Origin of the sequence: Flammeovirga sp. OC4 (assembly GCF_000812565.1) — a bacterium.
Lineage (GTDB): Bacteria > Bacteroidota > Bacteroidia > Cytophagales > Flammeovirgaceae > Flammeovirga.
This window is the reverse complement of sequence record NZ_JTAM01000010.1, coordinates 103455-128116: the sequence shown is the minus strand read 5'-3', so window position 1 is coordinate 128116 and position 24662 is coordinate 103455. Positions and strand designations below refer to the sequence as shown.

20 protein-coding genes are annotated in these 24662 nt (G+C 35.2%); 17 read left to right on the top strand and 3 right to left on the bottom strand.

Annotated features, from left to right (window positions below):
• The first annotated feature begins 80 nt into the window (after window positions 1–80).
• The 14 genes from PL77_RS09805 (at window position 81) to PL77_RS09740 (ending at window position 18860) form a co-directional block, all read left to right on the top strand.
• Window positions 81–2366: an NADP-dependent malic enzyme gene (locus tag PL77_RS09805; protein WP_044204271.1), complete on the top strand. Its 2286-nt coding sequence runs from the start codon at window positions 81–83 to the stop codon at window positions 2364–2366.
• A gap of 278 nt (window positions 2367–2644) precedes the next feature.
• Window positions 2645–4762: a HEPN domain-containing protein gene (locus PL77_RS09800; RefSeq protein ID WP_044204268.1), complete on the top strand. Its 2118-nt coding sequence runs from the start codon at window positions 2645–2647 to the stop codon at window positions 4760–4762.
• Between the two features lie 79 nt (window positions 4763–4841).
• Window positions 4842–5618: a uroporphyrinogen-III C-methyltransferase gene (cobA, locus tag PL77_RS09795; RefSeq protein WP_044204266.1), complete on the top strand. Its 777-nt coding sequence runs from the start codon at window positions 4842–4844 to the stop codon at window positions 5616–5618.
• Between the two features lie 308 nt (window positions 5619–5926).
• Window positions 5927–6475 (top strand): bifunctional precorrin-2 dehydrogenase/sirohydrochlorin ferrochelatase, encoded by a 549-nt coding sequence (locus PL77_RS09790; RefSeq protein WP_253273975.1) that lies wholly within the window; start codon window positions 5927–5929, stop codon window positions 6473–6475.
• A gap of 336 nt (window positions 6476–6811) precedes the next feature.
• Complete coding sequence (locus PL77_RS09785; RefSeq protein ID WP_044204262.1) at window positions 6812–7090, top strand: DUF3144 domain-containing protein; 279 nt, start codon at window positions 6812–6814, stop codon at window positions 7088–7090.
• Window positions 7091–7256: 166 nt separating this feature from the next.
• On the top strand, window positions 7257–8789 hold the full coding sequence (locus PL77_RS09780; RefSeq protein ID WP_044204260.1) for a caspase family protein: 1533 nt from the start codon (window positions 7257–7259) through the stop codon (window positions 8787–8789).
• A 205-nt stretch (window positions 8790–8994) separates the two neighbouring features.
• Window positions 8995–10155: a TIGR03364 family FAD-dependent oxidoreductase gene (locus PL77_RS09775; protein WP_172665828.1), complete on the top strand. Its 1161-nt coding sequence runs from the start codon at window positions 8995–8997 to the stop codon at window positions 10153–10155.
• Between the two features lie 492 nt (window positions 10156–10647).
• Window positions 10648–11010 (top strand): hypothetical protein, encoded by a 363-nt coding sequence (locus PL77_RS09770; RefSeq protein ID WP_044204255.1) that lies wholly within the window; start codon window positions 10648–10650, stop codon window positions 11008–11010.
• A gap of 370 nt (window positions 11011–11380) precedes the next feature.
• The gene (locus PL77_RS09765; RefSeq protein WP_044204252.1) at window positions 11381–12658 is read left to right on the top strand and encodes an alginate export family protein; all 1278 of its coding nucleotides are present in this window, start codon (window positions 11381–11383) and stop codon (window positions 12656–12658) included.
• A 21-nt stretch (window positions 12659–12679) separates the two neighbouring features.
• The gene (locus tag PL77_RS09760) at window positions 12680–14083 is read left to right on the top strand and encodes a CmpA/NrtA family ABC transporter substrate-binding protein (protein ID WP_044204251.1); all 1404 of its coding nucleotides are present in this window, start codon (window positions 12680–12682) and stop codon (window positions 14081–14083) included.
• A 153-nt stretch (window positions 14084–14236) separates the two neighbouring features.
• Complete coding sequence (locus PL77_RS09755; RefSeq protein WP_044204248.1) at window positions 14237–15319, top strand: ABC transporter permease; 1083 nt, start codon at window positions 14237–14239, stop codon at window positions 15317–15319.
• Window positions 15320–15324: 5 nt separating this feature from the next.
• Window positions 15325–16209: an ABC transporter ATP-binding protein gene (locus tag PL77_RS09750; RefSeq protein WP_044204245.1), complete on the top strand. Its 885-nt coding sequence runs from the start codon at window positions 15325–15327 to the stop codon at window positions 16207–16209.
• Between the two features lie 46 nt (window positions 16210–16255).
• The gene (locus PL77_RS09745; protein WP_044204243.1) at window positions 16256–17074 is read left to right on the top strand and encodes an ABC transporter ATP-binding protein; all 819 of its coding nucleotides are present in this window, start codon (window positions 16256–16258) and stop codon (window positions 17072–17074) included.
• 124 nt (window positions 17075–17198) lie between these two features.
• The gene (locus PL77_RS09740) at window positions 17199–18860 is read left to right on the top strand and encodes a PP2C family protein-serine/threonine phosphatase (RefSeq protein ID WP_044204239.1); all 1662 of its coding nucleotides are present in this window, start codon (window positions 17199–17201) and stop codon (window positions 18858–18860) included.
• A 92-nt stretch (window positions 18861–18952) separates the two neighbouring features.
• On the opposite strand, the gene PL77_RS09735 is transcribed toward PL77_RS09740, so the two are convergent.
• Window positions 18953–19279 (bottom strand): DUF2834 domain-containing protein, encoded by a 327-nt coding sequence (locus PL77_RS09735; RefSeq protein ID WP_044204238.1) that lies wholly within the window; start codon window positions 19277–19279, stop codon window positions 18953–18955.
• A gap of 220 nt (window positions 19280–19499) precedes the next feature.
• Here PL77_RS09735 and PL77_RS09730 point away from each other — a divergent pair, with 220 nt between their 5' ends.
• The 3 genes from PL77_RS09730 to PL77_RS09720 all read left to right on the top strand — a co-directional run bounded on the left by PL77_RS09730 (window position 19500) and on the right by PL77_RS09720 (window position 23252).
• A complete protein-coding gene (locus PL77_RS09730; protein WP_044204235.1) occupies window positions 19500–21689 on the top strand; it encodes a T9SS type A sorting domain-containing protein in 2190 nt (729 codons plus the stop codon).
• 282 nt (window positions 21690–21971) lie between these two features.
• A complete protein-coding gene (locus PL77_RS09725; RefSeq protein ID WP_044204232.1) occupies window positions 21972–22394 on the top strand; it encodes a Fur family transcriptional regulator in 423 nt (140 codons plus the stop codon).
• A 63-nt stretch (window positions 22395–22457) separates the two neighbouring features.
• Window positions 22458–23252, top strand: coding sequence for a cation transporter (locus PL77_RS09720; protein ID WP_044204231.1), 795 nt, complete (start codon window positions 22458–22460; stop codon window positions 23250–23252).
• Between the two features lie 8 nt (window positions 23253–23260).
• On the opposite strand, the gene PL77_RS09715 is transcribed toward PL77_RS09720, so the two are convergent.
• Both PL77_RS09715 and PL77_RS09710 read right to left on the bottom strand, forming a co-directional pair.
• Window positions 23261–24169, bottom strand: a complete 909-nt coding sequence (locus PL77_RS09715; protein WP_044204229.1) for an AraC family transcriptional regulator — start codon at window positions 24167–24169, stop codon at window positions 23261–23263.
• On the bottom strand, window positions 24162–24659 hold the full coding sequence (locus tag PL77_RS09710; RefSeq protein ID WP_044204228.1) for an SRPBCC domain-containing protein: 498 nt from the start codon (window positions 24657–24659) through the stop codon (window positions 24162–24164). Before PL77_RS09710 ends, PL77_RS09715 begins: the two co-directional genes overlap by 8 nt.
• Window positions 24660–24662: the final 3 nt, after the last annotated feature.

Below are 24662 nucleotides of genomic sequence, written 5' to 3'. Positions count from 1 at the left end.
ACTATAAGTTTTCGGATAATATGAAATTATCGTTTTTTTATAACAAGTACTTGCACACACAAAACATAAAGTAATCAGGTATGTCTAAAAACGTAATACGTAAAAAGGACTCATTAGAGTACCATGAGCAGCCAAACCCAGGGAAAATTGAGGTAATACCAACTAAAAAGACCAAGACACAACGTGACCTTTCTTTAGCTTATTCTCCAGGTGTAGCGGACCCATGTTTGGAAATTGCTGAAAGAAAAGAAGATGTTTATAAATATACAGCTAAGGGTAACTTAGTGGGCGTAGTTTCCAATGGTACAGCCGTTTTAGGATTGGGCGACATTGGACCTGAAGCTTCTAAGCCTGTAATGGAAGGTAAAGGAGTATTATTCAAAATCTTCGCAGGAATTGACGTTTTTGATATTGAACTCGATGCCAAAGACCCGAAGAAGTTTATTGAGGCTTGTAAAACATTAGAGCCAACTTTTGGCGGTATCAACCTTGAAGATATTAAAGCACCAGACTGTTTTGAAATCGAGCAGACATTAAAAAAGGAAATGAACATTCCTGTTATGCACGACGATCAACATGGTACAGCCATTATTTCAGGAGCTGCTTTATTGAATGCCGCTGAAATTATCGGCAAAGACTTAAAAGATTTGAAAGTGGTAGTGTCAGGTGCAGGTGCATCGGCGGTATCATGTATTAATATATTCTTTGAATTAGGAGTTCAGAGAGAAAATGCCATTGTTTGTGACAGTAGAGGCGTAATCCGTAAAGACAGAGAAGGTCTTACAGGTAACAAACTTGATTTAGCCACAGCTACTGATGTTCACAACTTAGAAGAAGCATTAGTAGGAGCAGACGTATTCCTTGGTTTATCCAAAGGAAATGTGATGACAGCAGAGATGTTGAAATCAATGGCTGAAAACCCTATTGTTTTTGCTTTGGCGAACCCAACTCCAGAAATCGCTTACGATTTAGCAATGAGCACTAGAGATGATGTAATGATGGCAACAGGCCGTTCAGATCATCCTAACCAAGTGAATAACGTATTAGGTTTCCCATATATCTTTAGAGGAGCTTTGGATGTAAGAGCGACAGAGATTAATGAGGAAATGAAATTAGCTTGTGTAAGAGCCATTGCTGCATTGGCAAAAGAGCCAGTTCCTGAGGCAGTAACGCAAGCTTACAATGTGGATCGTTTGATTTTTGGTAGAGACTACTTTATTCCAAAACCTCTTGATACACGTTTATTGACAACCGTAGCACCAGCAGTTGCCCAAGCCGCTATGGACAGTGGTGTAGCTCAAGCGACTATTGATGATATTGAGGCTTACAAAGAGGAGTTGATCCAGAGAATGGGTACTGGAAATGACATCATGCGTCGTTTAGGTGTGAAAGCTAAAAATGCTTGTAAGCGTGTGGTATTTGCTGAAGCAGATAATCCGCATGTGTTAAGAGCTGCGCGTATTGCCATGGACGAAGGTATCATTGAGCCAATCTTATTAGGACGCCGTTCAAGAATCAAAGCAATGATTGAAGCATTGGAATTGGATGAGTTGAAGAATGTAGAAATTCTTAACCCAAGATCCGATGATAGTAAAGAAAAGCGTGAGGAGTACGGTCAGAAATTCTATGTGAAACGTCAAAGAATGGGTACAACGCTTTATGAGGCACATGACTTGATGAGTAAGCGTAGTTACTTTGCTTCTATGATGGTAGAGCAAGGAGATGCTGATGCCATGATTGCAGGTATTCACCGTAATTATATTTCATCTTTAGCACCTTCTCTTCGTGTAATTGGTACTGTAGATGACAAGCCGGTAGCTACAATGTACATGGTATTGACCAATAAAGGACCATTATTCTTCGCAGATACAACGATGATCGAGAATCCTACAAAACAAGAAATTGTAGAGATTACTGAAGCAGTGACAAAAAGGGTCAAAGAATTCTTTAAGTTAGAACCGAGAGTGGCATTACTAGGGTATTCTAACTTTGGAGCATCGAAGAAAGGGGAAGACGCTTCTAAGATGAGACAAGCAAGAGAAATTTTGAAAGAAAGAAACCCTAACTTGGTAGTGGATGGTGATATTCAAGCTGATTTTGCACTGAACCCGGAGAAGACGAAGACTAACTTCCCATTCTCAGAGTTGGCAGAAAAAGCAGCGAATGTATTAATCTTCCCGAATTTGTCTGCTGCAAATATTGCATTGAAGATGTTAGAAGAAGTGTCAGATTCTACTGTTGTAGGTCCAATTGTAATGGGTATGAAGAAGCCTGCACACGTTCTTGAAATGGGAGCAAATGTACAGCAGATTCTGGATATGATTACGATCGCAAATCTTGATGCTCAAAGTTTAGATGATAACTAAAAAGTAGAATTTTAAATTCAAATAGGAGTATTGAAAGTGTGTATTTTACATTTTTATTTAGGTGATATAAATCAACCTAATTTTTCCTCGTTTCTATTTAATTTTCAATAATTTCATACTTAAAAAGGGATATTTATAAGAAATATCCCTTTTTCTTTTGAAATATTTATTTTCCTCCTTAAAATTGCATGAGACCATAGGATAATGGTCTTTTCATTTTTACTATTAGTATAGTAAATCGATAGGGAATAAGATATAAAACTAGTAATATACTCATCATGCGTAGCTTTAGAACCGAACTTGAAAACCCAGTAGTGGAGCAGGATATCTTAGATTTAGAGAAGAAAATCAGATTGTTTCATGAGGGAAATATTGATGACGAAAAATTCCGTAGCCTTCGTTTAGCGAGAGGTGTTTATGGTCAGCGTCAGCCTGGTGTACAAATGATTCGTATTAAGATACCTTACGGTAAATTGACAATGAGACAATTGAACCGTATTTGTGAGGTTTCTGATACGTACTCTAATGGTAAATTACATATTACTACACGTCAGGATATTCAAATTCACTACGTTTCTTTAGATGATGCTCCACAATTATGGGCTGAGTTAGAGAAGGACGAAGTTACATTAAGAGAGGCTTGTGGTAACACAGTAAGAAACATCACTGCTTCAGAAAAAGCAGGTATTGATGCAGAAGAGCCATTTGACGTAACTCCTTATGCTCACGCTACATTTGAGTACTTCTTAAGAAATCCTATCTGCCAAGAGATGGGACGTAAGTTCAAAATCGCATTCTCATCATCAGAAGCAGATACAGCTTTTGCTTTTATTCATGACGTTGGAGCTATTCCGGTAGTAAAAACAATTGATGGTGAAGAAAAAAGAGGTTTTAAAGTACTAATCGGTGGTGGTTTAGGTGCACAGCCTTACATCGCTGAAACTGCTGCTGAGTTTATGGAAGAGGAAAAATTAATCCCTTTCATTGAGTCATTAGTAAGAGTATTTGACCGTCATGGTGAGCGTAACCGTAGAATGAAAGCAAGAATGAAGTTCTTGTTACAGGATATTGGTAAAGAGGAATTATTACGTTTAGCAGAAGAGGAAAGAAAATCATTGAAAAACCAAGAGATTTGGGTAGACAGATCTAAAGTGGATTCAGTAGTTCTTCCTCAAGAACATGCAGCTGTTGAAGTAGAAGTAACGGACGAAGCGAAATTCCAAAAATGGAAAGAAGCGAACGTATTTGCTCAAAAGCAAGAAGGTTTCTACGGTATCTTAGTTCGTTTGACTTTAGGTAACTTTGATACAACGACAGCAAGAGAATTAATCAAAATCGTTGAGAAGTATACTGCAGACGATTTCAGATTAACAATCCGCCAAGGTATCTTATTAAAGTACGTTCGTGAAGCTGATTTGAAAGCGATCTACAATGAGTTAGATAAAATCGGTTTTGCTGAACTAGGTTACGATACTACAGCAGATATCACAGCTTGTCCAGGTACTGATACTTGTGTATTGGGTATCTCATCAAGTACTGGTATTGCTAGAGTTTTAGAAGATTTAGTAAAAGTAGAATATCCTGACTTAGTGACGGATGATACTTTCAAAATAAAAATTAGTGGATGTCCAAACGCATGTGGTCAGCATACGATCGCACAATTTGGTATTCATGGTAGTTCGTTAAGAAATAAGGCGAACAAAATGTTATTGCCAGCAGCTCAAATCTTATTGGGTGGTGGTTTTGACAGTACAAATACTCCTCATATTGCAGATAAAGTAATCAAGATTCCTAGTAAAAGAATTGAAGATGCTTTCAGAATCGTAGTAGACAACTATGATGAAAACTCAACTGAGGGAGAGTATTTCGTAGATTATTACAAGCGTCAAGGTAAAGATTACTTCTATGATATCTTAAAGCCATTGGCAGTATTGGATGATCTTACACCAGAAGATTACTTGGATTGGTACACTGAAGAAGACAAATTCCAATTGCATAAAGCAGTAGGTGAGTGTGCAGGTGTAATCATTGACTTAGTTCAAACATTGATCTTCGAAGCAGAGGAGAAAGCAGGTTGGGCAGAAGAGGCCTTTAAGAAAGGTTTATTTGCTGATGCGATCTACCATGCTTACAGTAGCTATGTAAATGCAGCGAAAGCGTTGCTTTTAGATAAAAAGGTAAAATTAAACAGCCACATGACGGTTATTAACCGTTTTGCAGAACACTATGATGCTCAGTTCAATTTTGCTGAAGGTTCATTTGTAGATCACGTATTAAGAATCAACAAAAACGAACCATCAGAGGAGTTTGCTAAACAATACATCGAGGAAGCAAAAGTTTTCTTGAATGACGTTTCAAACTTAAGAAAAGAGGATTTAGCGACTGAAGACGCCTAGATACTACTATACCCCTGATTGATTTAAAAGTCAGTCGGGGGACATTTAATCTATTAACAAACGAACGAAGCGAATCACTATGACAAAGACGATACAACCAGAATTAACCCTTGTTGGGGCAGGGATTGGAGATCCGGATTTAATCACGGTAAAGGGGATGAAAGCACTAAGAAGAGCGGATGTGGTTTTGTATGACGCTTTAGTCTCTGAGGAACTTTTAGAGTACGCACCCCAAGCTAAAAAGGTATATGTTGGCAAAAGAGTAGGTCAACATTCAGCTAAGCAAGAAGAAATCAATCGTCTGATTGTATCTCATGCTATCGGTGGTGGACATGTAGTTCGTTTAAAAGGAGGAGATCCATATGTTTTTGGAAGAGGGCACGAAGAAATGCTTTATGCACAAAAACATGGTATCAGAGTAAATTTAGTACCAGGTATTAGTAGCTCAGTAGCTGCACCTGCTTTGCAAGGGATTCCTGTAACAAGAAGAGGAGACAGTCAAAGTTTTTGGGTAATCACTGGAACAACAAAAGAAGGAGATGTCTCTAAAGATATAGCATTAGCTGCTCAGTCTTCAGCCACAGTAATCATTTTGATGGGTACTAAAAAGATCGATCAGATCATGGATAGTTTTAAGGAAGCAGGAAAGGAAAACACACCTGTAGCCATTATCCAAAATGCTTCAACTCCAAATGAAAGAATAGGTATAGGTCATGTTCATGATATTGCTGATATCATGAGAAGAGATAATTTAGGCTCACCAGCAGTAATAGTGGTAGGTGATGTGGTAAGGCATCATGCTAAATATCCAAAAAGACTTTCAGAAGTAGTGGTTAACGCTACAGTTAATGTATAAAAGCCTAAAGGCGATCAGTGCGTACGTGGCGTTGTGTGTTTTAATTTATCAATTAGAGACATACATCGGTTAGTGGTTCAACAGTGTCGTTGCGTACCGCTGATTGTTTTGGCTCATTTTATTAAAGAAGAGCAGGATATTATTTCCTGCTTTTTTTGTTTCTATTGAGTACTAATCACTTAACTAGTGTAATAAAACATTGCCTTGTATTAAACATTAGTAGCTTAATATTTGTAGTATAGAGTAAAAGATTTTAAAACAAAAAAATTCGTCCTATTATGAATCATATGTTTCCCATATTTATAAAGATGTCAGAAATCTCTACACTGATTGTTGGAGGTGGTAATGTAGGACATGAAAAATTAGAGGCAATTCTAAAAAACAGCCCAAATGCAGTAGTATCGGTTGTTTCTATTGACTTTGGAGAAGCGTTATTAGATTTAGCAAAAGACTTCCCTAATGTCACTTTGCATAAAAAAGCATTTGAATTATCAGACTTGGATCCACATCATATCGCTTTATTGGCAACAGATGATTACGGATTGCATGTTGAAATCCAAAAGGAAGCAAACAAAAGGAAAATGTTGGTCAATGTAGCCGATACACCTGATCTTTGTGATTTCTATCTTGGTTCGGTAGTGACAAGAGGTGATTTGAAAATCGGTATTTCTACCAACGGAAAATCTCCAACACTTGCCAAGCGTATGAGAGAGTTTTTAGAAGATGCCCTTCCAAATGAAACTCAAGAGTTATTAGATAACCTCAGATCAATACGAGATAAATTAAAAGGTGATTTCGCATTTAAAGTGAAAAAGCTCAACGATATCACTCAGCAGGTTTTTGATAAAAAAGAATAAAACATTGATGACACAATGACTTGAAATTTTAAGTTGTTGTGTTTTTTTATAATTGATGATTTATATAATGATTAGCAAACTATATAATAACCAATGAATACTACTGATATGCATAACTTTTACCTTGTGTAATTTTAGATAAGTACAAATTCAAAATTATCTAATACTAATTCTATTATTAATACGTTTTTTAGCGTTGTACTCACAAAAAATAAATTAGAATTAACTATAATTTACTTTTGACTTTGTATTTACCGATAAAGACTACATATCTTTCTCAGACTACATTAATGTAGAAACGGTAGATTGGGAACCTTCACTTTAATAAAGTAAACGATGAGTAAAACAGATGATAAATTTTACGAAAGAGCTGATGAACATATTAATCTTTCTAATTCACAACTACAAGAGACAGAAAAAGGGAAAGTCAGTGCTTCTATGATGTATAGTGTGGCTAGGTTTAATGCTTGGGTGACAGCTTGTGGTTTTTCAGAAAAGGAAGAAATGAAAGAGAAAAAAGAGGAAGTATTAGACTATTTTGTGACCCAATATAAAATCATGTTAGAGGAAAATCTTGATGAATATATTGAGAATTTTGAGGAATATATGAAATAGTTGATACTGACTAAATAGTAAGGATGGTTCCATTCATCCTTTAAGCTGTAATTGAAAAAGAAGCAGTAATGGTTTTGAAAAGGAGATTATGTATCCACTTTAGAATTGAAAAATTTAAATCCGTAACTTTGTACTAACACTCTTCAGAAATTTAATTTAAACTAGAATGAAACCTCTATTACTGCTTTTGTTTTCACTTTCAGTGACAATATCCTATGCTCAAGTTGATGCTTACAACTCTACTATTAATGAATACTTCGTAGAAGAATTTAATGATGCTGAAAATCCATGGGTAGGGTACACTTATGATGATGAAGAGGCAGTACATTACGAATTTCATAATGGCCTAGCCTATCTAATGTCTTATGAAAGAGAAACACCTGCAATCAAAATGATCCGGGGGCTGAAGTATCCAAAGTTAGATAATTATATAATAGAAGGAACAGTACATTATTTGGATGGAGAAGATGCTAGTTCCAATGATATGTTTTGGGGAGGTTCGCCAGATTTTTCCTCTGGCTTTAGAATGGGTTTTAACGCACAAGGACAAGTGCATGTAATGAAAGTAGAAGATGGATATTGGGTAGACTTATTGCCTTGGACAGATAACCCTTATTTAGAATACGATGATTTCAATATTCTTGCTGTTGAAAAAATAGGAAATGAGTACCACTTGTTTGTCAATGATGACAATTTTTTCAGCTTTAAGGCAGATCCTATTCCTGCGGATCATGACCTTACAGGCTTTGTGGCAGATGGAACTTCTATTGCTGTAGATGAATTTATAGTATATGAGGTAATTACAAAAGTGAATAATACAGAAGAGAAATCAACGGAGGAAATTCAATCTCAGCATTACAAATCAGTGCAGACAATAGTATCAAACCCGCCTGAACCAAAGAAAGAAGAAACCAAAAGTGAAACCAGGGCATTAAAAGTAATTAAAGATAAAACAGGTTCTTCTACCAATGTAAAAGGAAATTATTATGCATTAATTATTGGGGTTCAGAATTACACCCATAACTCAATTAAAGATTTACAATTTCCAATAAGAGATGCCAAACTATTCAGAGATATTTTGGTTTCTAAATACAGTTTTGCTTCAGAGAATATCGTTTTTCTTCAAGATCCCAATCGATCACAGATTTATAAAGCCTTTAATCAATTAAGAAACCGAATTACCAAAAATGATAATTTGATCATTTTCTACGCAGGTCATGGATTTTATGATGATAAAGTAAAAGAAGGGTATTGGTTGCCCTCCAATGCAGAAGAAGGTGATGATTCTGGGTGGATTGCCAATTCAGGTTTAAGAACAAAAATTGATGCAATTCATTCCAAACACACTTTATTGATTTCAGACGCCTGCTTTGGAGGAAGTATTTTCAAACCTTCACGATCTGCTTTTTCTGATGCAGGAAGAAGCATTGTGCAATCTTATAATAAAGTCAGTCGAAAAGGGATGACAAGCGGTACTTTGAAGACAGTGCCAGATGAAAGTGTTTTTATGAAATACCTATTGAAAGCTTTAAAAGAAAACAAAAAGAAATATATGACCGCATCTTCTTTGTTTTATAGTTTCAATGAGGCGGTAGGAAACAACAGTTATAATGTACCACAATTTGGTGTCTTGTTTCAAGTAGGTGATGAAGGAGGACAATTTGTCTTCATTAATCCTGAAGGAACAACGGGGAATTAAATTGTTGATTTGTAATATACTAATTCATTTTTGTAGGATATTTATTTTTCGTAAATGAAGATAACATTGAGATAAAAAAAGAAATATGAGTAGCTTATTTTGCCCTTATAATTCATCTATAGTTTACTATTAATACATCATTAAGTTGCTTACTTCTTGTAATATTAGAGCACGTAAAGTAATGAAACCCAATGTGCTGAACATTATGAAAAGTAATACTTATGATTTAATTATCGGAGGAGCTGGAATTGTAGGATTATCACATGCTTTAGCTGCAGTCAAAAAAGGATGGAAAGTAGCCGTTATTGAAAGAACTCCCAAACCAATGGGTGCCTCTGTAAGAAACTTTGGCTTCTACTGGCTTATCGGACAACAACATGGAGAACACCTTGACCTTGCGGTCAGAAGTAGGGAAGTATGGTTGCAGATGATCCAAGAAGCTAAAATTTGGGCCCGAAAAAGAGGTTCTTTATTTTTAGCCAATTCAAAAACAGAAGCAGATGTGTTGGAAGAGTTTCATACACTTACTCAAAACCAACCGTATGACACAACACTTTTAAATAGAGATGAGTTAGGAAAATATATTCCTTCATTAGCATCCTCAACGATTCAAACAGGCTTACTCAGTAGTACTGAAATTCAAGTATCTCCTTTTCAGGCAATCTTCCAATTGATAGAATACCTTAAATTTAAGGGAGTAGATATCTTTTTCTCGGAACCAATATTACATGTAGAAACAGGTAAAGTGATAACGAGTGCAAGAACTCTGACTACCAATAAGGTTTTGCTTTCAACAGGAAGTGACATTTATAGCTTATTTCCAGAGGAGATAAAAAAGCAGAATACTACTTTATGTACCCTTCAAATGATGAAATTGAAAGTACATGATAAGACAAAGTTGCCAAAACTTCCAATTGCTACAGGAACTTCATTGACGCATTACTCTTCTTTTGAGATTTGTCCATCAATGAGCAAATTAAAGGAACAAATCAATGCGAACTCACCATTATTAAATGAATGGGGAATTAATCTGATGATCGGGACGACTCCAAGTAAAGACGTCATTTTGGGAGACTCTCATGAATATGGATCAGAAAAATTCAAGAACAATAATGAAATCAATGATTTTTTACTTCAAGAAATGAAAGAAGTTGTTGATTTAGGTGAATTCAAAGTACAGGAAACGTGGAATGGTACTTATTTAAAAACTATAGGTAATACTTATTTTCACGCTGAAGTGGAAGAAAATGTTCATTTAGTAAATGGTTTAGGTGGAAATGGGATGACATTATCATTTGGTTTAGCCGAAAAGCATATCAATAAATGGATGGGAATTAGTGAGCGACCTGAAGCAGCATTGATTTAATAGTTGTAGTTAATCTAAAGTAGATAAGGCTCAAGGTGAAAAATCTTGGGCCTTATTTATTGTAAACTATCAATGGGGGGCTGTAGTTTTTTAATGTTTTACTTTCAGGTTTCCTTCTTCTTCATTTTTCCATTGCTAAAACATCGAAGTAAAAAAGCCAGGCTTTGATGTCAAAAGCTAAATTCCATATATTCTTAAAATATAGTTTGCTCACCTATTATATGGAACTGTAATAACCTTATTAAAGAAAATAAACTGTTTACCCGTCTTTCTGTTCTTAATTTGATCAAAGAAAAATATAATAACAGCACTTGTGTCTTTTTTAAAATCATGAAATATTCATAATAAAAGAACTTATGGTATTTAAATAATATAATTTCTTAAAACTTATACAAAAGTGTGATATTTACGTTTGTAAAGTTAGGGAACTTAATCTCTATGGTTTATTTTTGTGTTACCATATCTTAAACACATACCATAAAGACCTAAAATATGAATCAGTTCAATTCGACATTATTGGATACTATTCCATTTGAACTTGATTTCAAATGGAGTTTGAAAGTAAGACAGGGTATTGTACACTCTGCCACTTTCGCTTTTAAAGTATTAAGTGATGACGTTTTTGAAAGTCGTGAAGGAACCGAGAACATCATAAAAGAGCTTTTATGTAATCATCGTTTTAGAGAGGACTTTCAGATTGAAGATGTTAATCACAACGAGCTTGTGGTGTACAAGACCATAGTTGGGCAAAACCCTGAAGATTTGAATAGAAAAATGGAGTTATTCAAAAGATGGGTGAGACAGGCACAGCAAGATGCCCGCTTATCTATGAAGAAATTTACACCGACATTGTAGAAAAATTATAGAAAAATTATAGATAAAGTATTTAAAAAACTGTTTCAGCTTTGAAGCAGTTTTTTTTGTGTCTTCACTTTTTAAGTAGTCAAAGCCTAATTTTTTCAGTAAATACGTAAAAATAAGTATAAAATTAAGTAGTGTTTTTTACTTACTTAATTATTTAAGTAGTTGTACTTAAATAGTTTATTAAATTGATTTTCAATGAACTAGAAGTGTAAATATGTTAAATAGCAGTTTTTAAAATGTTTAAAAAACATATTTTTTTATGAAAAATACCGTTTATATTCTTTCAGGATCGCTCTATGTTTGCGTATAATCTAAGTATAATTACTTAAACACTTCAATCAGTTTAACAAACTTAAGGCTAATGAAAAAGTTTATTTACGCTATCGTATTGCTATTAGGTGTAGGGTTCCAGGCTACTGCACAAGAGTTCAAAATTTCAGCTGAAATTAGACCACGTTCTGAATTAAGAAATGGTTTCAAGAAGTTGAGAACAGATACTCAAGAGCCTGCGTTCTTTACAGAGCAAAGATCAAGATTAAACCTTGATTATAAGTCAGACAAATTTACAATGAGACTTTCTTTGCAAGATGTTCGTGTGTGGGGTTCTACAAATCAAATTTATAAGACAGATCCAAATGCTTTAACTAATATTTCTGAGGCTTGGGCACAATACAACTTCACTGATAAATTTGGTTTAAAAGTAGGTCGTCAAATGATCTCTTATGATAACCAAAGATTCTTAGGTGGTTTAGAATGGGCACAACAAGGTAGAAGACATGATGCTGCTTTATTTATCTATGATGATAAAGCTTCTAAATTAAAGCTTCATGCAGGTTTCGCATTTAACCAATCTGGTTTCGAGCCAGGTATGTTAGTAGGTAACGATTACGCAGGTGTTAACAGTTATAAGTCTTTCCAATACTTATGGGCTCACAAAGACTGGGAAAATGGTAAAGTTTCAGCTTTAGTATTCAACGACGGTTACCAATATGGTGCAACTTCTGACAGTGTGTCACAAAGACAAACATTAGGTTTAGTAGGTAGCAGATCATTCGGTGCTATCACAGTAGCTGGTGAAGGTTACTACCAAACAGGTAGCTTCAGAGCTGCAGATGTAAACGCTTACATGATTGACTTAAACCTTACTTTAAAAACAAAGGTTACTCCAATCACTTTAGGTTACCAAGTATTATCAGGTAATGACGTGACTTCTGCAGAAAGCAACGCTTTTGCTCCAGCTTACGGTACTAACCACAAATTCAACGGTTTCATGGATTACTTCTACGTAGGTAACGGTCACGGAAACGTAGGTTTACAAGATATTTACTTAAACACTGCTTTCAAAGTAGCAAAAGGTACATTCAAAGTTCAATTGCACCAATTCATGGCTGAGCAAACAAAATATGGTTCAGGAGACTCACCAATGGAATTAGATGGTTCTAACTTAGGTACTGAAGTAGACTTAATCTACGCTAAATCATTAGGTAAAGATGCTTCATTAGTAGTAGGTTACTCTCAAATGTTCGCTACAGACAACATGGTAGCATTGAAAGGTGGTAACAACGACTTAATCAACAACTGGGCATTCGTAATGCTTACATTCAAGCCAACATTATTTACTTCAAAGGCATCTAAATAATCAATAAAAATCTTATTACTCATGAAAAAGTTCAACTCAATCATCTCGTCACTTGTAGCGTTATCGCTGGCAGGGATGCTATTCAACTGTAGTGGTTCTAAAACTTCTTCTTCAGAAACACAAAATTCAGTAACTGTTTCAGCTGAAGAGTCATCAACTAATCAGTTAGACATTGAAAAGCCACAATTAACTTTTGGTTTCATCAAATTAACAGATATGGCTCCTTTAGCAATTGCTAAAGAGTTAGGATACTTCGAAGATGAAGGATTATTCGTAACAATCGAAGCTCAATCAAACTGGAAAAACGTTTTGGACCGTGTAATTGACGGTGAGTTAGATGGTTCTCATATGTTAGCAGGTCAACCAATCGCAGCAGGTGCTGGATTTGGTCGTCAAGCAGACTTAGTAACTTCATTCTCAATGGACTTAAACGGTAACGGTATCACGGTATCGAACGATGTTTGGTCAAAGATGAAAGCTAATGTACCAATGAAAGATGGTAAGCCAGTTCACCCTATCAAAGCAGACGCTTTAGTACCAGTAATCAAAGAGTACAAAAACGACGGTAAAGCTTTCAAAATGGGTATGGTATTCCCAGTTTCAACACACAACTATGAGATTCGTTACTGGTTAGCAGCAGCAGGTGTTCACCCAGGTATGTATACTAAAGAAAACATTCAAGGTCAAGTAGATGCAGACGTATTATTGTCAGTAACTCCTCCACCACAAATGCCAGCTACACTTGAAGCAGGTACTATCTACGGATATTGTGTAGGTGAGCCTTGGAACCAACAAGCGGTATTTAAAGGAATTGGTGTTCCAGTGACTACAAACTACGATATCTGGAAAAACAACCCAGAGAAAGTATTCGTAATGACAAAAGAATTTACTGAGAAATATCCTAATACTTCTGTAGCGGTAACAAAAGCATTAATTAGAGCAGGTAAGTGGTTAGATGAGCCAGGAAACAGAGCAAAAGCAGTTGGTATCTTATCAATGCCAGAATACGTAGGTGCTGATTCAGTTGTAATCGCTAACTCTATGACAGGTACTTTCGAATTTGAGAAAGGTGACAAGCGTTCAATGCCTGACTTCAACGTATTCTTCCGTCATCATGCAACTTATCCATTCTATTCAGATGGTGTGTGGTTCTTAACTCAAATGAGAAGATGGGGACAAATTCCAACAGCTAAAGCTAAAGGATGGTATGACGAAACAATCAAAGATATCTACAGACCTGATATCTGGTTAAAAGCAGCTAACCTATTAGTAGAAGAAGGTCACTTATCAAAGTCTGACATTCCTCAAACTGATGGATATAAAGCTCCAACAAAAGATTTTATCGATGGAAAACTATTTGATGGTAAAGACCCACTAGGTTACATCAATAGCTTCGAAATAGGTAATAAAGACGAAGCAATGTAATAATCATTCTTCAAAGTTAGATTGTACAAGGGGGGTGCAGGGCTTACACCTACATGTGGTACTGCATCACCCTTATCATCCATTCTACTTCTACTAAACTGACAGAAATCATAATAATCAATTTACAAAAGGAACTAAAAGAATAATACTATCATGAAAGAGAGAATACTGCAATTAACCGGAATCCAAGCCTTTCTAGCACCATGGATTAGCGTCATCAAAGGTGAGGAAGTACAAAAAAATGTACAAGCGTTATTAAAGTCTTATATCTATCCACTTTTATCAATTTTATTATTTATTGGTATCTGGCACGCAGGTGCAACTTATTTATTTAACAAAGAGGCGACAGCAAAGATTGAGAAGGCAAGAACAGAAAGAGGCGAGGCAGGTGCACTAGAAATGCAAAACTGTATCATTTCAGGTGATGTAAGCTGTCAGCCCAACACATTACCATCTCCAGCAAAAGTATGGGATGCATACCTTTCATTATTAGCAGATCACAAGATCATTTCAGCGAAGAAAGATGCATTTGAATTAAAAGTAGCTAAAACAAACGAAAAAAGAATTGCAAAAGGTCAAGACCCAATTACTTATACAGGTAGACCTTCATTTGTAGATCAGATCAAAACAAGTTTGAAAACAGTATTCGCAGGATTTTTATTAGCGGCATTTATTGCTATTCCTATCGGTATTATAATTGGTTTGAGTACAACATTAAGAACTTCATTTAACTGGTTAATCCAGATTTTGAAGCCAGTATCGCCAGTAGTATGGTTATTATTAGTATTTATGATCGTGAAGACAGTAATGTCTGACTCGGATATGGATAAATCGTTTATGATCTCATTTATCTCAGTAGGTTTATGTTCAATGTGGGCAACGTTAGTCAACACAAGTATGGGGGTTTCCACTGTAGATAAGGATTTCGTGAATGTTGCTAAGGTATTGAAGCTTAGCATCGGTCAAAACATTTTCAAGGTAGTATTGCCATCGTCACTTCCAATGATTTTCACAGGTTTGAGAATTACACTTTCAGTAGCATGGATGGTATTGATTGCGATTGAGTTATTAGCACAGTCACCAGGATTAGGTTCATTTGTTTGGGAAGAATTCCAAAACGGTGCAAGTGATTCAAATGCAAAGATCATCGTAGCCATGTTCGTGATCGGTATGATTGGTTTTATGTTAGATAGAATCATGATGGTAGTTCAAAAAATGATGTCATTTAACAAGTAATTCCTATGGCGTACTTAGAATTGAAAAACGTAAGCAAGTCTTACGGAACCGGAAAAGATAGAGTAGAAGTCTTAAAAGATATCAACTTAACGATTGAGGAAGGTGAGTTTGTGGCCATCGTAGGTTTTACAGGTAGTGGAAAAACAACCTTAATCAACCTAATCAATGGATTGGAATTTCCTGATGAAGGAGAGGTGCTTCTGCAAGGTAAACCAATCACTGGCCCAGGTCCTGATAGGGGAGTAGTCTTCCAAAATTACTCATTGCTGCCATGGTTGACTGTGGCACAAAATATAAAACTGGCGATTGACGAGGTGTATCCATCAGCTCCTAAAAAAGAGAAACAAGAGATGATAGAGAAATACGTTGGGATGGTACATCTCTCTCACGCCATTGACAAACTACCTTCTGAACTTTCAGGGGGTATGCGTCAGAGGGTATCAGTAGCAAGAGCCTTAGCCATGAACCCTAAAATGTTATTGATGGATGAACCTTTGAGTGCATTGGATGCCTTAACAAGGGGAACACTTCAAGAAGAAATTGTCAACATCTGGGGAGAGGATAGAAAAACATGTCTTCTAATTACAAATGATGTAGATGAAGGAATTGTAATGGCAGATAGGATTATTCCATTGAATCCAGGCCCTAAAGCAACGTTAGGTCCAAATTTCAAAGTAGATTTAGCTCGTCCAAGAGTGATTGCAGAAATCAATAAAAATGATGTTTACAAGCACTTGAGAAATGAGATCTTAGAATACTTAATTGATGTAGGAGCTTCTCGTTCAGGTCAAAAAACAGCTCAATATGAGCTTCCTGACTTAAAGCCTGTGATGCCAGGACGTATTAAGTGGGGCTTTAGAAAGAAGAAAGAAAAATTACAATACTTCTAAGCCAACAACATTTTCTAATTCATGTACAATCTAAATTATTAAGAAGATGAGCGTTATTGCAAAAGATATTTTACAGCCAGAAATAATAGAAGATACAAGACCAGATATGTTGGTCTGTAAGGATATTGCTAAAATATATCCAACCCCAAAAGGCGATTATACTGTATTATCAGATTTACAATTAACCATTAAGAAAGGTGAATTTATCTCTATAATTGGTCATTCAGGATGTGGTAAGTCAACATTACTGACAATGATTGCCGGCTTGAATGATATCAGTAAAGGTGCTGTATACGTTGATGGAAATGAGGTGAGAGGTGCAGGACCCGACAGAGCGGTAGTTTTCCAGTCGCCAAGTTTATTTCCTTGGATGACGGCATTACAAAACGTAATGATTGGTGTGAAGCAAGTATTTCCTCACGCTACAAAAAAACAAAAGCAAGACATTTGTAAGTATTACTTAGACAAAGTAGGTCTAGGAAATGATTTTAATAAAAGAGCTTCTGAGTTGTCTCAAGGTATGCAACAAAGGGTTGGTATTGCCAGAGGATTTGCATTAAAGCCAAAAGTTTTATTACTTGACGAGCCTTTCGGTATGCTGGATTCCTTGACAAGAGGTGAACTTCAAGATGTATTGTTGGAAGTTTGGCAAAAAGAACAGATCACTGCTATCATGGTAACGCATGATGTAGATGAGTCTATCTTCTTGGCAGACAGAGTGATTATGATGACTAGTGGTCCTTATGCTAAAATTGGAGACGAATTGAGAATTCCATTTGAGAGACCACGTAACAGAGTAGATATACTAGAACACCCTGATTACTATCAGTACAGAGGGTATTTGATGGATTTCTTAAATCATTAATAAATGAGGCTTGCTCTTGTATTTTTTAATACAAGAGCAATACCTTTTTCATCTTGATAGTTAGCTTCCATAAACCGATTAAATATATTACTGAAAAAGCAATCTCAGACTACAGTACTAAACTATGAACAAGTATCTATTAAAAAATCCGAAGAAACGATTTACAGCGTCTTATGTCATTGCCCTTTCTATCATAGCTTTACTTAGTATTGCTAGTCAGATTGTGATACGATCGGTTTTGAATAAGCAAGAAAAAGACGCTCGTGTAATCAACATTTCTGGTCGACAAAGGATGTTGAGTCAGAAAATTAGTAAACTAGCACTTCAGTTAGATAAAGCTGAAGACCAAACTGAATTCAACACATTAAAAAAAGAATTTGCCACTATTGTAGATCTATGGTCATCTTCTCATTATGGTTTGAGAGACCGTTTACCAGAAATGGAACTACAAGGTGATAATAGTGCTACTATTCAAAAAATGTTTGAAGGCATAGCACAAAACTTTGATCAAATGTATGAAGCTTCCCAAAGTATTCTTTTAGCAGAGGAAGCTTATTTGATCGATTCTTTTGTATCTCAGATTCTAAGAAATGAAGGATCATTTTTGAAGCAGATGAACACCATTACCTTCCAATATGATCATGAATCAACAGCAAGAATACAACATGTAAAGCTTATTGAGATGATCCTTTTAGGGATCACATTACTTTCGATCTTCTTAGAAGCTTTCTTTATCTTTAGACCAGCTGTATCAGCAGTAGATAAGTATCTGAGAGAAACCATCAATAGAGGTTTGGAGCTTCGCGAAGCTCATGACAACCTTTTAGCTTCAGAGGAGAAGAAAGAATCAGTAGAGAGAGAACTGTATGAACAATTAGAGAAAAACCATGAGCTTCAAGTCAATATTAATAAAGATCTTGAACTCAAAATCAATGAAAGAACTAGAGAAATCCAGGAGAAGAACGAGGAGATTCTAGCTCAAAGTAATGAACTTAAATCACAAAATGATTTATTAGCGTCAGCAAATCAAAAAGTAACGGATAGTATTACATACGCTACAAAGCTGCAATATTCTATCTTAGGTTACAGACAAGATATTTTAGAAAACTTCAAAGATGGTTTTATTCTCAATAAGCCAAAAGATATCATCTCAGGAGATTTTTACTGGTACTATCAAACAGAAGAATTAAGATTCTTAATTGTAGGAGATTGTACAGGACATGGTGTTTCGGCAGCATTTATGACCATTATTGGTAATCTTTTACTAAACGATGTGATTGTTAATCAGCAAATCAAATCGCCAAATGATATCCTAAACTTGTTGGATATGGAGCTCTATTCATTGATGAACTTGAGGAATACACAGAAGGTGTATGATGGAATGGATCTAGGGATTGTAGTCATCAATCAAGATCAAAGAATTATAGAGTTTTGTGGAGCAAAACGCCCTGTATATTTCGTAGGGAAAGACAACAAAATTAATAAAATAGCTGGATCAAAATCAACAATTGGTTATTCTACTAAGAATGTCAAAAAGAATTTTGAAACAGAAACAATCAACTACCAAACTGGTGATAGATTGTATTTATCTTCTGACGGTTTTCAAGACCAATTCGGAGGAAACTCAAACAGTAAGTTTATGCAAAATCGCTTGATAGAGTCATTAAACAGAACGATGAGTTATCCAATGGAGAAACAAAAGAAAGTGCTTGAAGGCGTCTTTGATAAATGGAAAGGAAACAACGCACAAACGGATGACGTTCTAATTGTAGGAGTAGAACTGTAACTGTAATTGATTATTTATTGATTTGTAATTATGATCACCTGCTTCATGTTATTGGAGTAGGTGTTTTTTTGTATAAACATCTTGAATTAAACCTAAGTTAGCTTATTAGTTTCATCTCCTTTCACTTCTTTTAAATAAAGAAATAAAGGTAATCCGGCTGAAACACCAATCATAAAAGTTGCCATTATTGCCATCCAGTAATTCTTAGCCTTTTTTCTTTCATGTATAATAAAAACAAGTAGACTCAAAGCTGAAATCAATACATCATACGCGAAAAAACGACTAATAGGAGTAGCGAGTAGTTCCTCGAAGAAAAGTGTGAAATTTAATCCATTTTCAAAAAGAAAGTTGATAAATTCATAATACGGAACAATAGTTCCAACTATAAAGAGAAAGAAGTATAATGTTGATGTTTTCATAGTGATTCATTGTGCAAAAAAACGAAGAATAAAAATAATGCTTCCTTGATTTACTTCAACATAAGTCAGACGATAAAAATGTAAGGCAAAGAAAAAAAATCGCGTAATATTCGGGTTGAAAATTTATCAGTGATCCAATTGCTATAAATTATTTTTAATAGGAGTGCATGAAGATGGTTAGTATTACACTAGATGAAATAGAAATCAAATACTTGAAACCATGCAAACAACTACTTTTTTGAAAAGAATTACTTACTTACTCTTATTGATTGGTTTTAATCCAGCTCAACTGATGGCTGATCCTCCAGATCCTCCAGCAGGGAAGGTTTGGGTATTGAACCATGCTATGAGTGATGAATTTGATGCCAATAGTCCAAATACGGATAAATGGAGATTATTTGACAAAGCAGACTCATGGGGTAGAACAGCTGCTTTTGATAAAAGAATTTTAGCACCCGTCAAAGATCCAAATTCTGATAATTACTATATGAGTATGAACCCTATGTGGTATTACGAAGACGAACGTTTTCCTCGTGGTAATGGAAAAGATTATCACTTTGCAGGTGGTGGTATGGATACTAAGGTATTACAAACTTACGGTTACTTTGAAGTGCGTGTAAAACCTTCTGATTTCCCAATGGGGTCGGGTGTATTTATGAATTCAAGGGGAACAACAACAGATGATTGTAACACAAAGTATGCGACAGAGTTAGATATTATCGAAAATATGGGTTACACTGGGCCGTTTAATGAACACGGTGATGGATCCTTTAATAATATACAGCATGTTAATTCGCATTCAAAACCGTTTAGTGATGCCAATGGCACATGTGAGCGTTTACCTTTTGAATCTACAAATAGTGGCGTAAAAGCACCAGCTTTAGCAGAACCGTTGGGGTGGAACACTGTAGGTATGTGGTGGAAAGATGCCAACACTGCTATGTTTTATAATGACAATAAGTATTTCGGTACAATTACACCAACGCGTGATTACTTCTTACCCATGCCAGTGATTATTGTAATGGAAACTTACAATTGGGGAGATGATGATGAAAGAAATGCAACCAATCCAAAACCAGAGGAATGGATGTTTGAGGATGATTTCCGTACAAAGGAACAACGTGCCGTGATGTACGATTGGGTAAGAGTTTGGAAATTGGTAGACATTGATGAAGCTACTTTTAATAATTCAACAGATAATATTAAAAGTTATGATGAGAGCATCACAGCTTACCCTTCTTATGAATTTTCTTCTACATTAATTTATGCTGCTTCTGTTGCAAGAACTGTGACAGCAACGTTATATGATCCATCCAATAATGTATTAGGTGTGAAAAATTATAATGTAGAACAGGGTGTGAAATCAATATTTTCAGAGTTTGATTTGGATGCAGAACTGTCTATTGGAAGCAATTATAAAGTAGTATATGAAATAAAAGAGGGTAATTCGGTACTTAAAACAAGCACAATAACTTTTGATGTTATTGAAAAACCATTGGAGAAAAAGTTGTGGAGTGAGGGGATTCCTACCTCATTGTTGCCAGGACAGAATTCTTATCCTATCAATGTAAAATATGAGGCTGATGAACCTTGTAAGATCAATATCGAAATTAGAAAGCCTGATGGAAGTTGGTTTGGAAGTGGAAACGTGAATGTAGAAGCAGGAAACAGTACAGCCACTGTCAATGTAAGAACTAATACTGCAGCACCTGTTGGTTCAAATTATTTTTATAAGGTGTATATGCATCGTCAGGGTTTTGATTGGAGAGACCCTGAAGCGGTATCAGTGGAACCAGTGATTTATTTTAATGTTGAAGATGCCATTGTTCCAGCAATAGACCTTTTAACCGTGCCTACTGAATTAGAAGGAGATGCAACTGAAGTGAATGTGGAATTTTCTTATGGTACGTATGAAAATGGTACTTTAACGATTGAACTTTTAGACAAGGACAATAACGTAATGGCCAATGAAATACGAACAGAACGTATTGGGCAACGTACTTTGACTCGAACGATAAAAGTAAACCAAGAACTTCCTGCTGCAGATGATTATAAAATCAAAATTGAGTTTACTCCTGAAAACGATAGCTTTGAAAAGCTTACCGATGAGGTAGGAAATATTAAGGTGAACGAGGTGATTACAAGCATTGAAGAAGTTGATGTGAAGGATACAGTTTTGAAAGTATACCCTAACCCTGTAGGAGAAACCTTAAAAATTGAACTGAAAGACAATACAGAAACGATTGAAAAAATAGAAGTTTTGAATATTGCTGGAAGGCAACTGAAATTAATACTTCCTCAAAACGAACCAGTAACAGAAATTAATGTATCTAATTTAACCTCTGGAGCTTATTTACTAAAGGTGACAAGTGGTAACGAGGTTTATACTACTCGTTTTGTAAAAAAATAAGTGACTATCAACCGAACATTCATTCATTAGAGTGACTATTTTACCTGGGTTATAATATTGTACTACAGTGCAATTTATAGCTCAGGATTTTTTTTATTCTCAACCTAAAGGTGAATACAAACTTATTTTCAATACAAGAATAGTGATCAGAAATGAAGTAGGTTTATTAAATTGCTCTAACATTGAAATAAGATAGGATTCTGGAGAATATCGGTGTTATTTTGCTGTTTTTCCGAGATCCAAAATTCTTTTTCAAAACAATTAGAAAACTAGCCTAATATTATGAACAAACAAACGACCGATGTTGAAGAAATACTACAGAAAAAAGGCGTAAAACCTACGGCTGTAAGAATGAATGTCTTAAACTTTCTCTTAGATCAGGAAAAAGCAGTTTCCCTTAAGGATATTGAATCTGTCCTTTCTAGGATGGATAGAAGTTCAATTTTTAGAACATTAAAGTCATTTGAGGAGCATAAACTAATCCATAGTATCGACGATGGTACAGGAATGACTAAGTATGCGGTTTGTGCTGAAGGTTGTAATTGTGAATTGGAAGATTTACACTATCATTTTTATTGTATTTCTTGTGAGAAAACATTTTGCCTCATGGATCACCCTATTTCCACTATTGAATTACCCAAAAACTTTAAGATGATACATGCTAATATGGTGATTAAAGGATTATGTGATAAGTGTAATAAGTAAACTTTGCAACTGAGTTGCATAGGATCTGTTCTAACTTTGTAAAATATTTTAAAATAACAAAGAATGGAAAAGACAATATTTAAAATCGACCAAATGGATTGTCCTTCGGAGGAAACACTGATTCGAATGAAATTGGAAGAGTTTCCTAGTATTAAGAATCTGAGTTTTGATATACCCAACAGGCAGTTAACTCTATATCATCAAGGACATTTGAATTCAATCGAGAGTGCAATACTTGATTTAAAACTAGGAGGACAACGCTTAAATACAGAAGTCATCGACGACATAAACTTTGATGAAAATAGTAATCAACGAAAATTACTTTGGTGGGTCTTAATCATCAATTTAACTTTTTTCGTAATTGAAATGTCGACTGGTTTCATTTCCAATTCCATGGGATTGGTGGCTGATAGTTTAGATATGTTGGCCGATGCTTTTGTATATGGTATAAGTTTATTGGCTGTAGGAGGAACAATTGCGAAGAAGAAGAGAATAGCCGTGATCTCAGGTTATTTCCAAATCACACTTGCAATGATTGGTTTTATAGAAGTACTACGACGTTTTTTACTCAATGAGCAAATGCCTGATTTTACACTAATGATTGTAATTTCATTATTTGCATTGATGGCCAATGGACTGTGTTTATACCTTCTCCAAAAGTCAAAAAATAAAGAAGAAGCACATATGAAAGCAAGTATGATTTTTACGTCTAACGATATAATTATCAATACAGGAGTCATAGTAGCAGGAATACTAGTCCATTGGTTGGAATCCAATAAACCAGATTTGATTATTGGTTCAATTGTATTTTTATTGGTCGTTCAGGGGGCATTACGGATTTTAAAACTTGGAAAATAGTGAATGCATTAAACAGCCTTTCTAAATGCAACAGGAGACATTCCGGTTTTGGATTTAAAAAGTTTACTAAAGTGATTAGGATACTCAAAACCCAATCCATACGCAATTTGACTTACAGCTTCATTAGAACTTAGTAATTTTGTTTTAGCAAGATCCATCAAGAAATTATAGATGTGTTCTTGTGCAGAATTGCCCGTTTCTTTCTTTAGTAAATCACTTAGGTAATGGGAGGACATATTGAGTTCTTCTCCAAAGTATTTTACGGAGGGAACGCCAAGTTCTAATTGCTTTTCATGATCATAGTACGATTGAAGACAAGATTCAAACTGCGCCACAAAGTCTTTATTCAAATTAGAACGAGTATAAAATTGTCGATCATAATAACGAGTACAATAATCTAGCAATAGTTTGATATTGGAAACGATGAGTTCTTGACTATGTCGATCAATAATATACTCGTATTCTCTCTGTATTTTATCAACAATTTCACTTAGAATGATTTGTTCTTCATTGGACACATGCAATGCTTCATAGATGGCATAAGCAAAGAAATCATAATTTGTAATGACTTTTCCTAGCTCTGATTTTCTGATTAAATCGGGGTGAAAAATGACTGTCCAACCCGATACGTTCTCAAAATTCTCTTGACTTGAAAATTTCATGCTTTGGTTAGGTTTGGTGAAAACCATTGTGCCATCTTTGAAATCGTAAGAATTTCTTCCATATGAAATATGACCTTCAATTCCTCTTTTCAAACTTACCTGATACAGATCCATCAAAAATGTAAAATTCCCATAATTAGCAGTCACCATACGTTCATCGATAGGAAGAACTGTAATTAGGGGGTGCTTTGGACTTTCTAATCCTAAAAATTGATGAATTTGGCTAACTTCTGTAATACGTATAATTTCACTCATTTTCTATGAAGCTTTTGAGTTGATGTAATAAACGACTATAAGCTTTTTCAACAGGAGAGGGATCCCAAAATGGAACCATAATCCCCTTATACTCTTCATGAATTTTTACGGTTGTAGAAAAAGAGGTTGATTCAATTATATATTTGTGATTGAAAGTCAAGATCAATGGTAAACCGCCTTGTTGATTAATCATTTTTTGATCAACAATTTCCTTCACTGTTGCATTCATATTGGAAGGTTTACCATTTTCCTCTTGGTAGAAATCATAATTGATGACATTACCTTCTTTTAGTTCACCTTTGATTGGAATCAAAACTTTATTCCATTGCTTTACATTGTCAGTATTAGACAATGCTGCCCAAACATTTTTAGGAGAAGCCTTTATTTGAACTTGAGTGCTTACCGATTTTGTCCCAATCATAAGAAGAATAATGAAAAATAGTACAACGATGAAAATGAAAATAAACCATTTTGAACCGAATATTGCCATGAT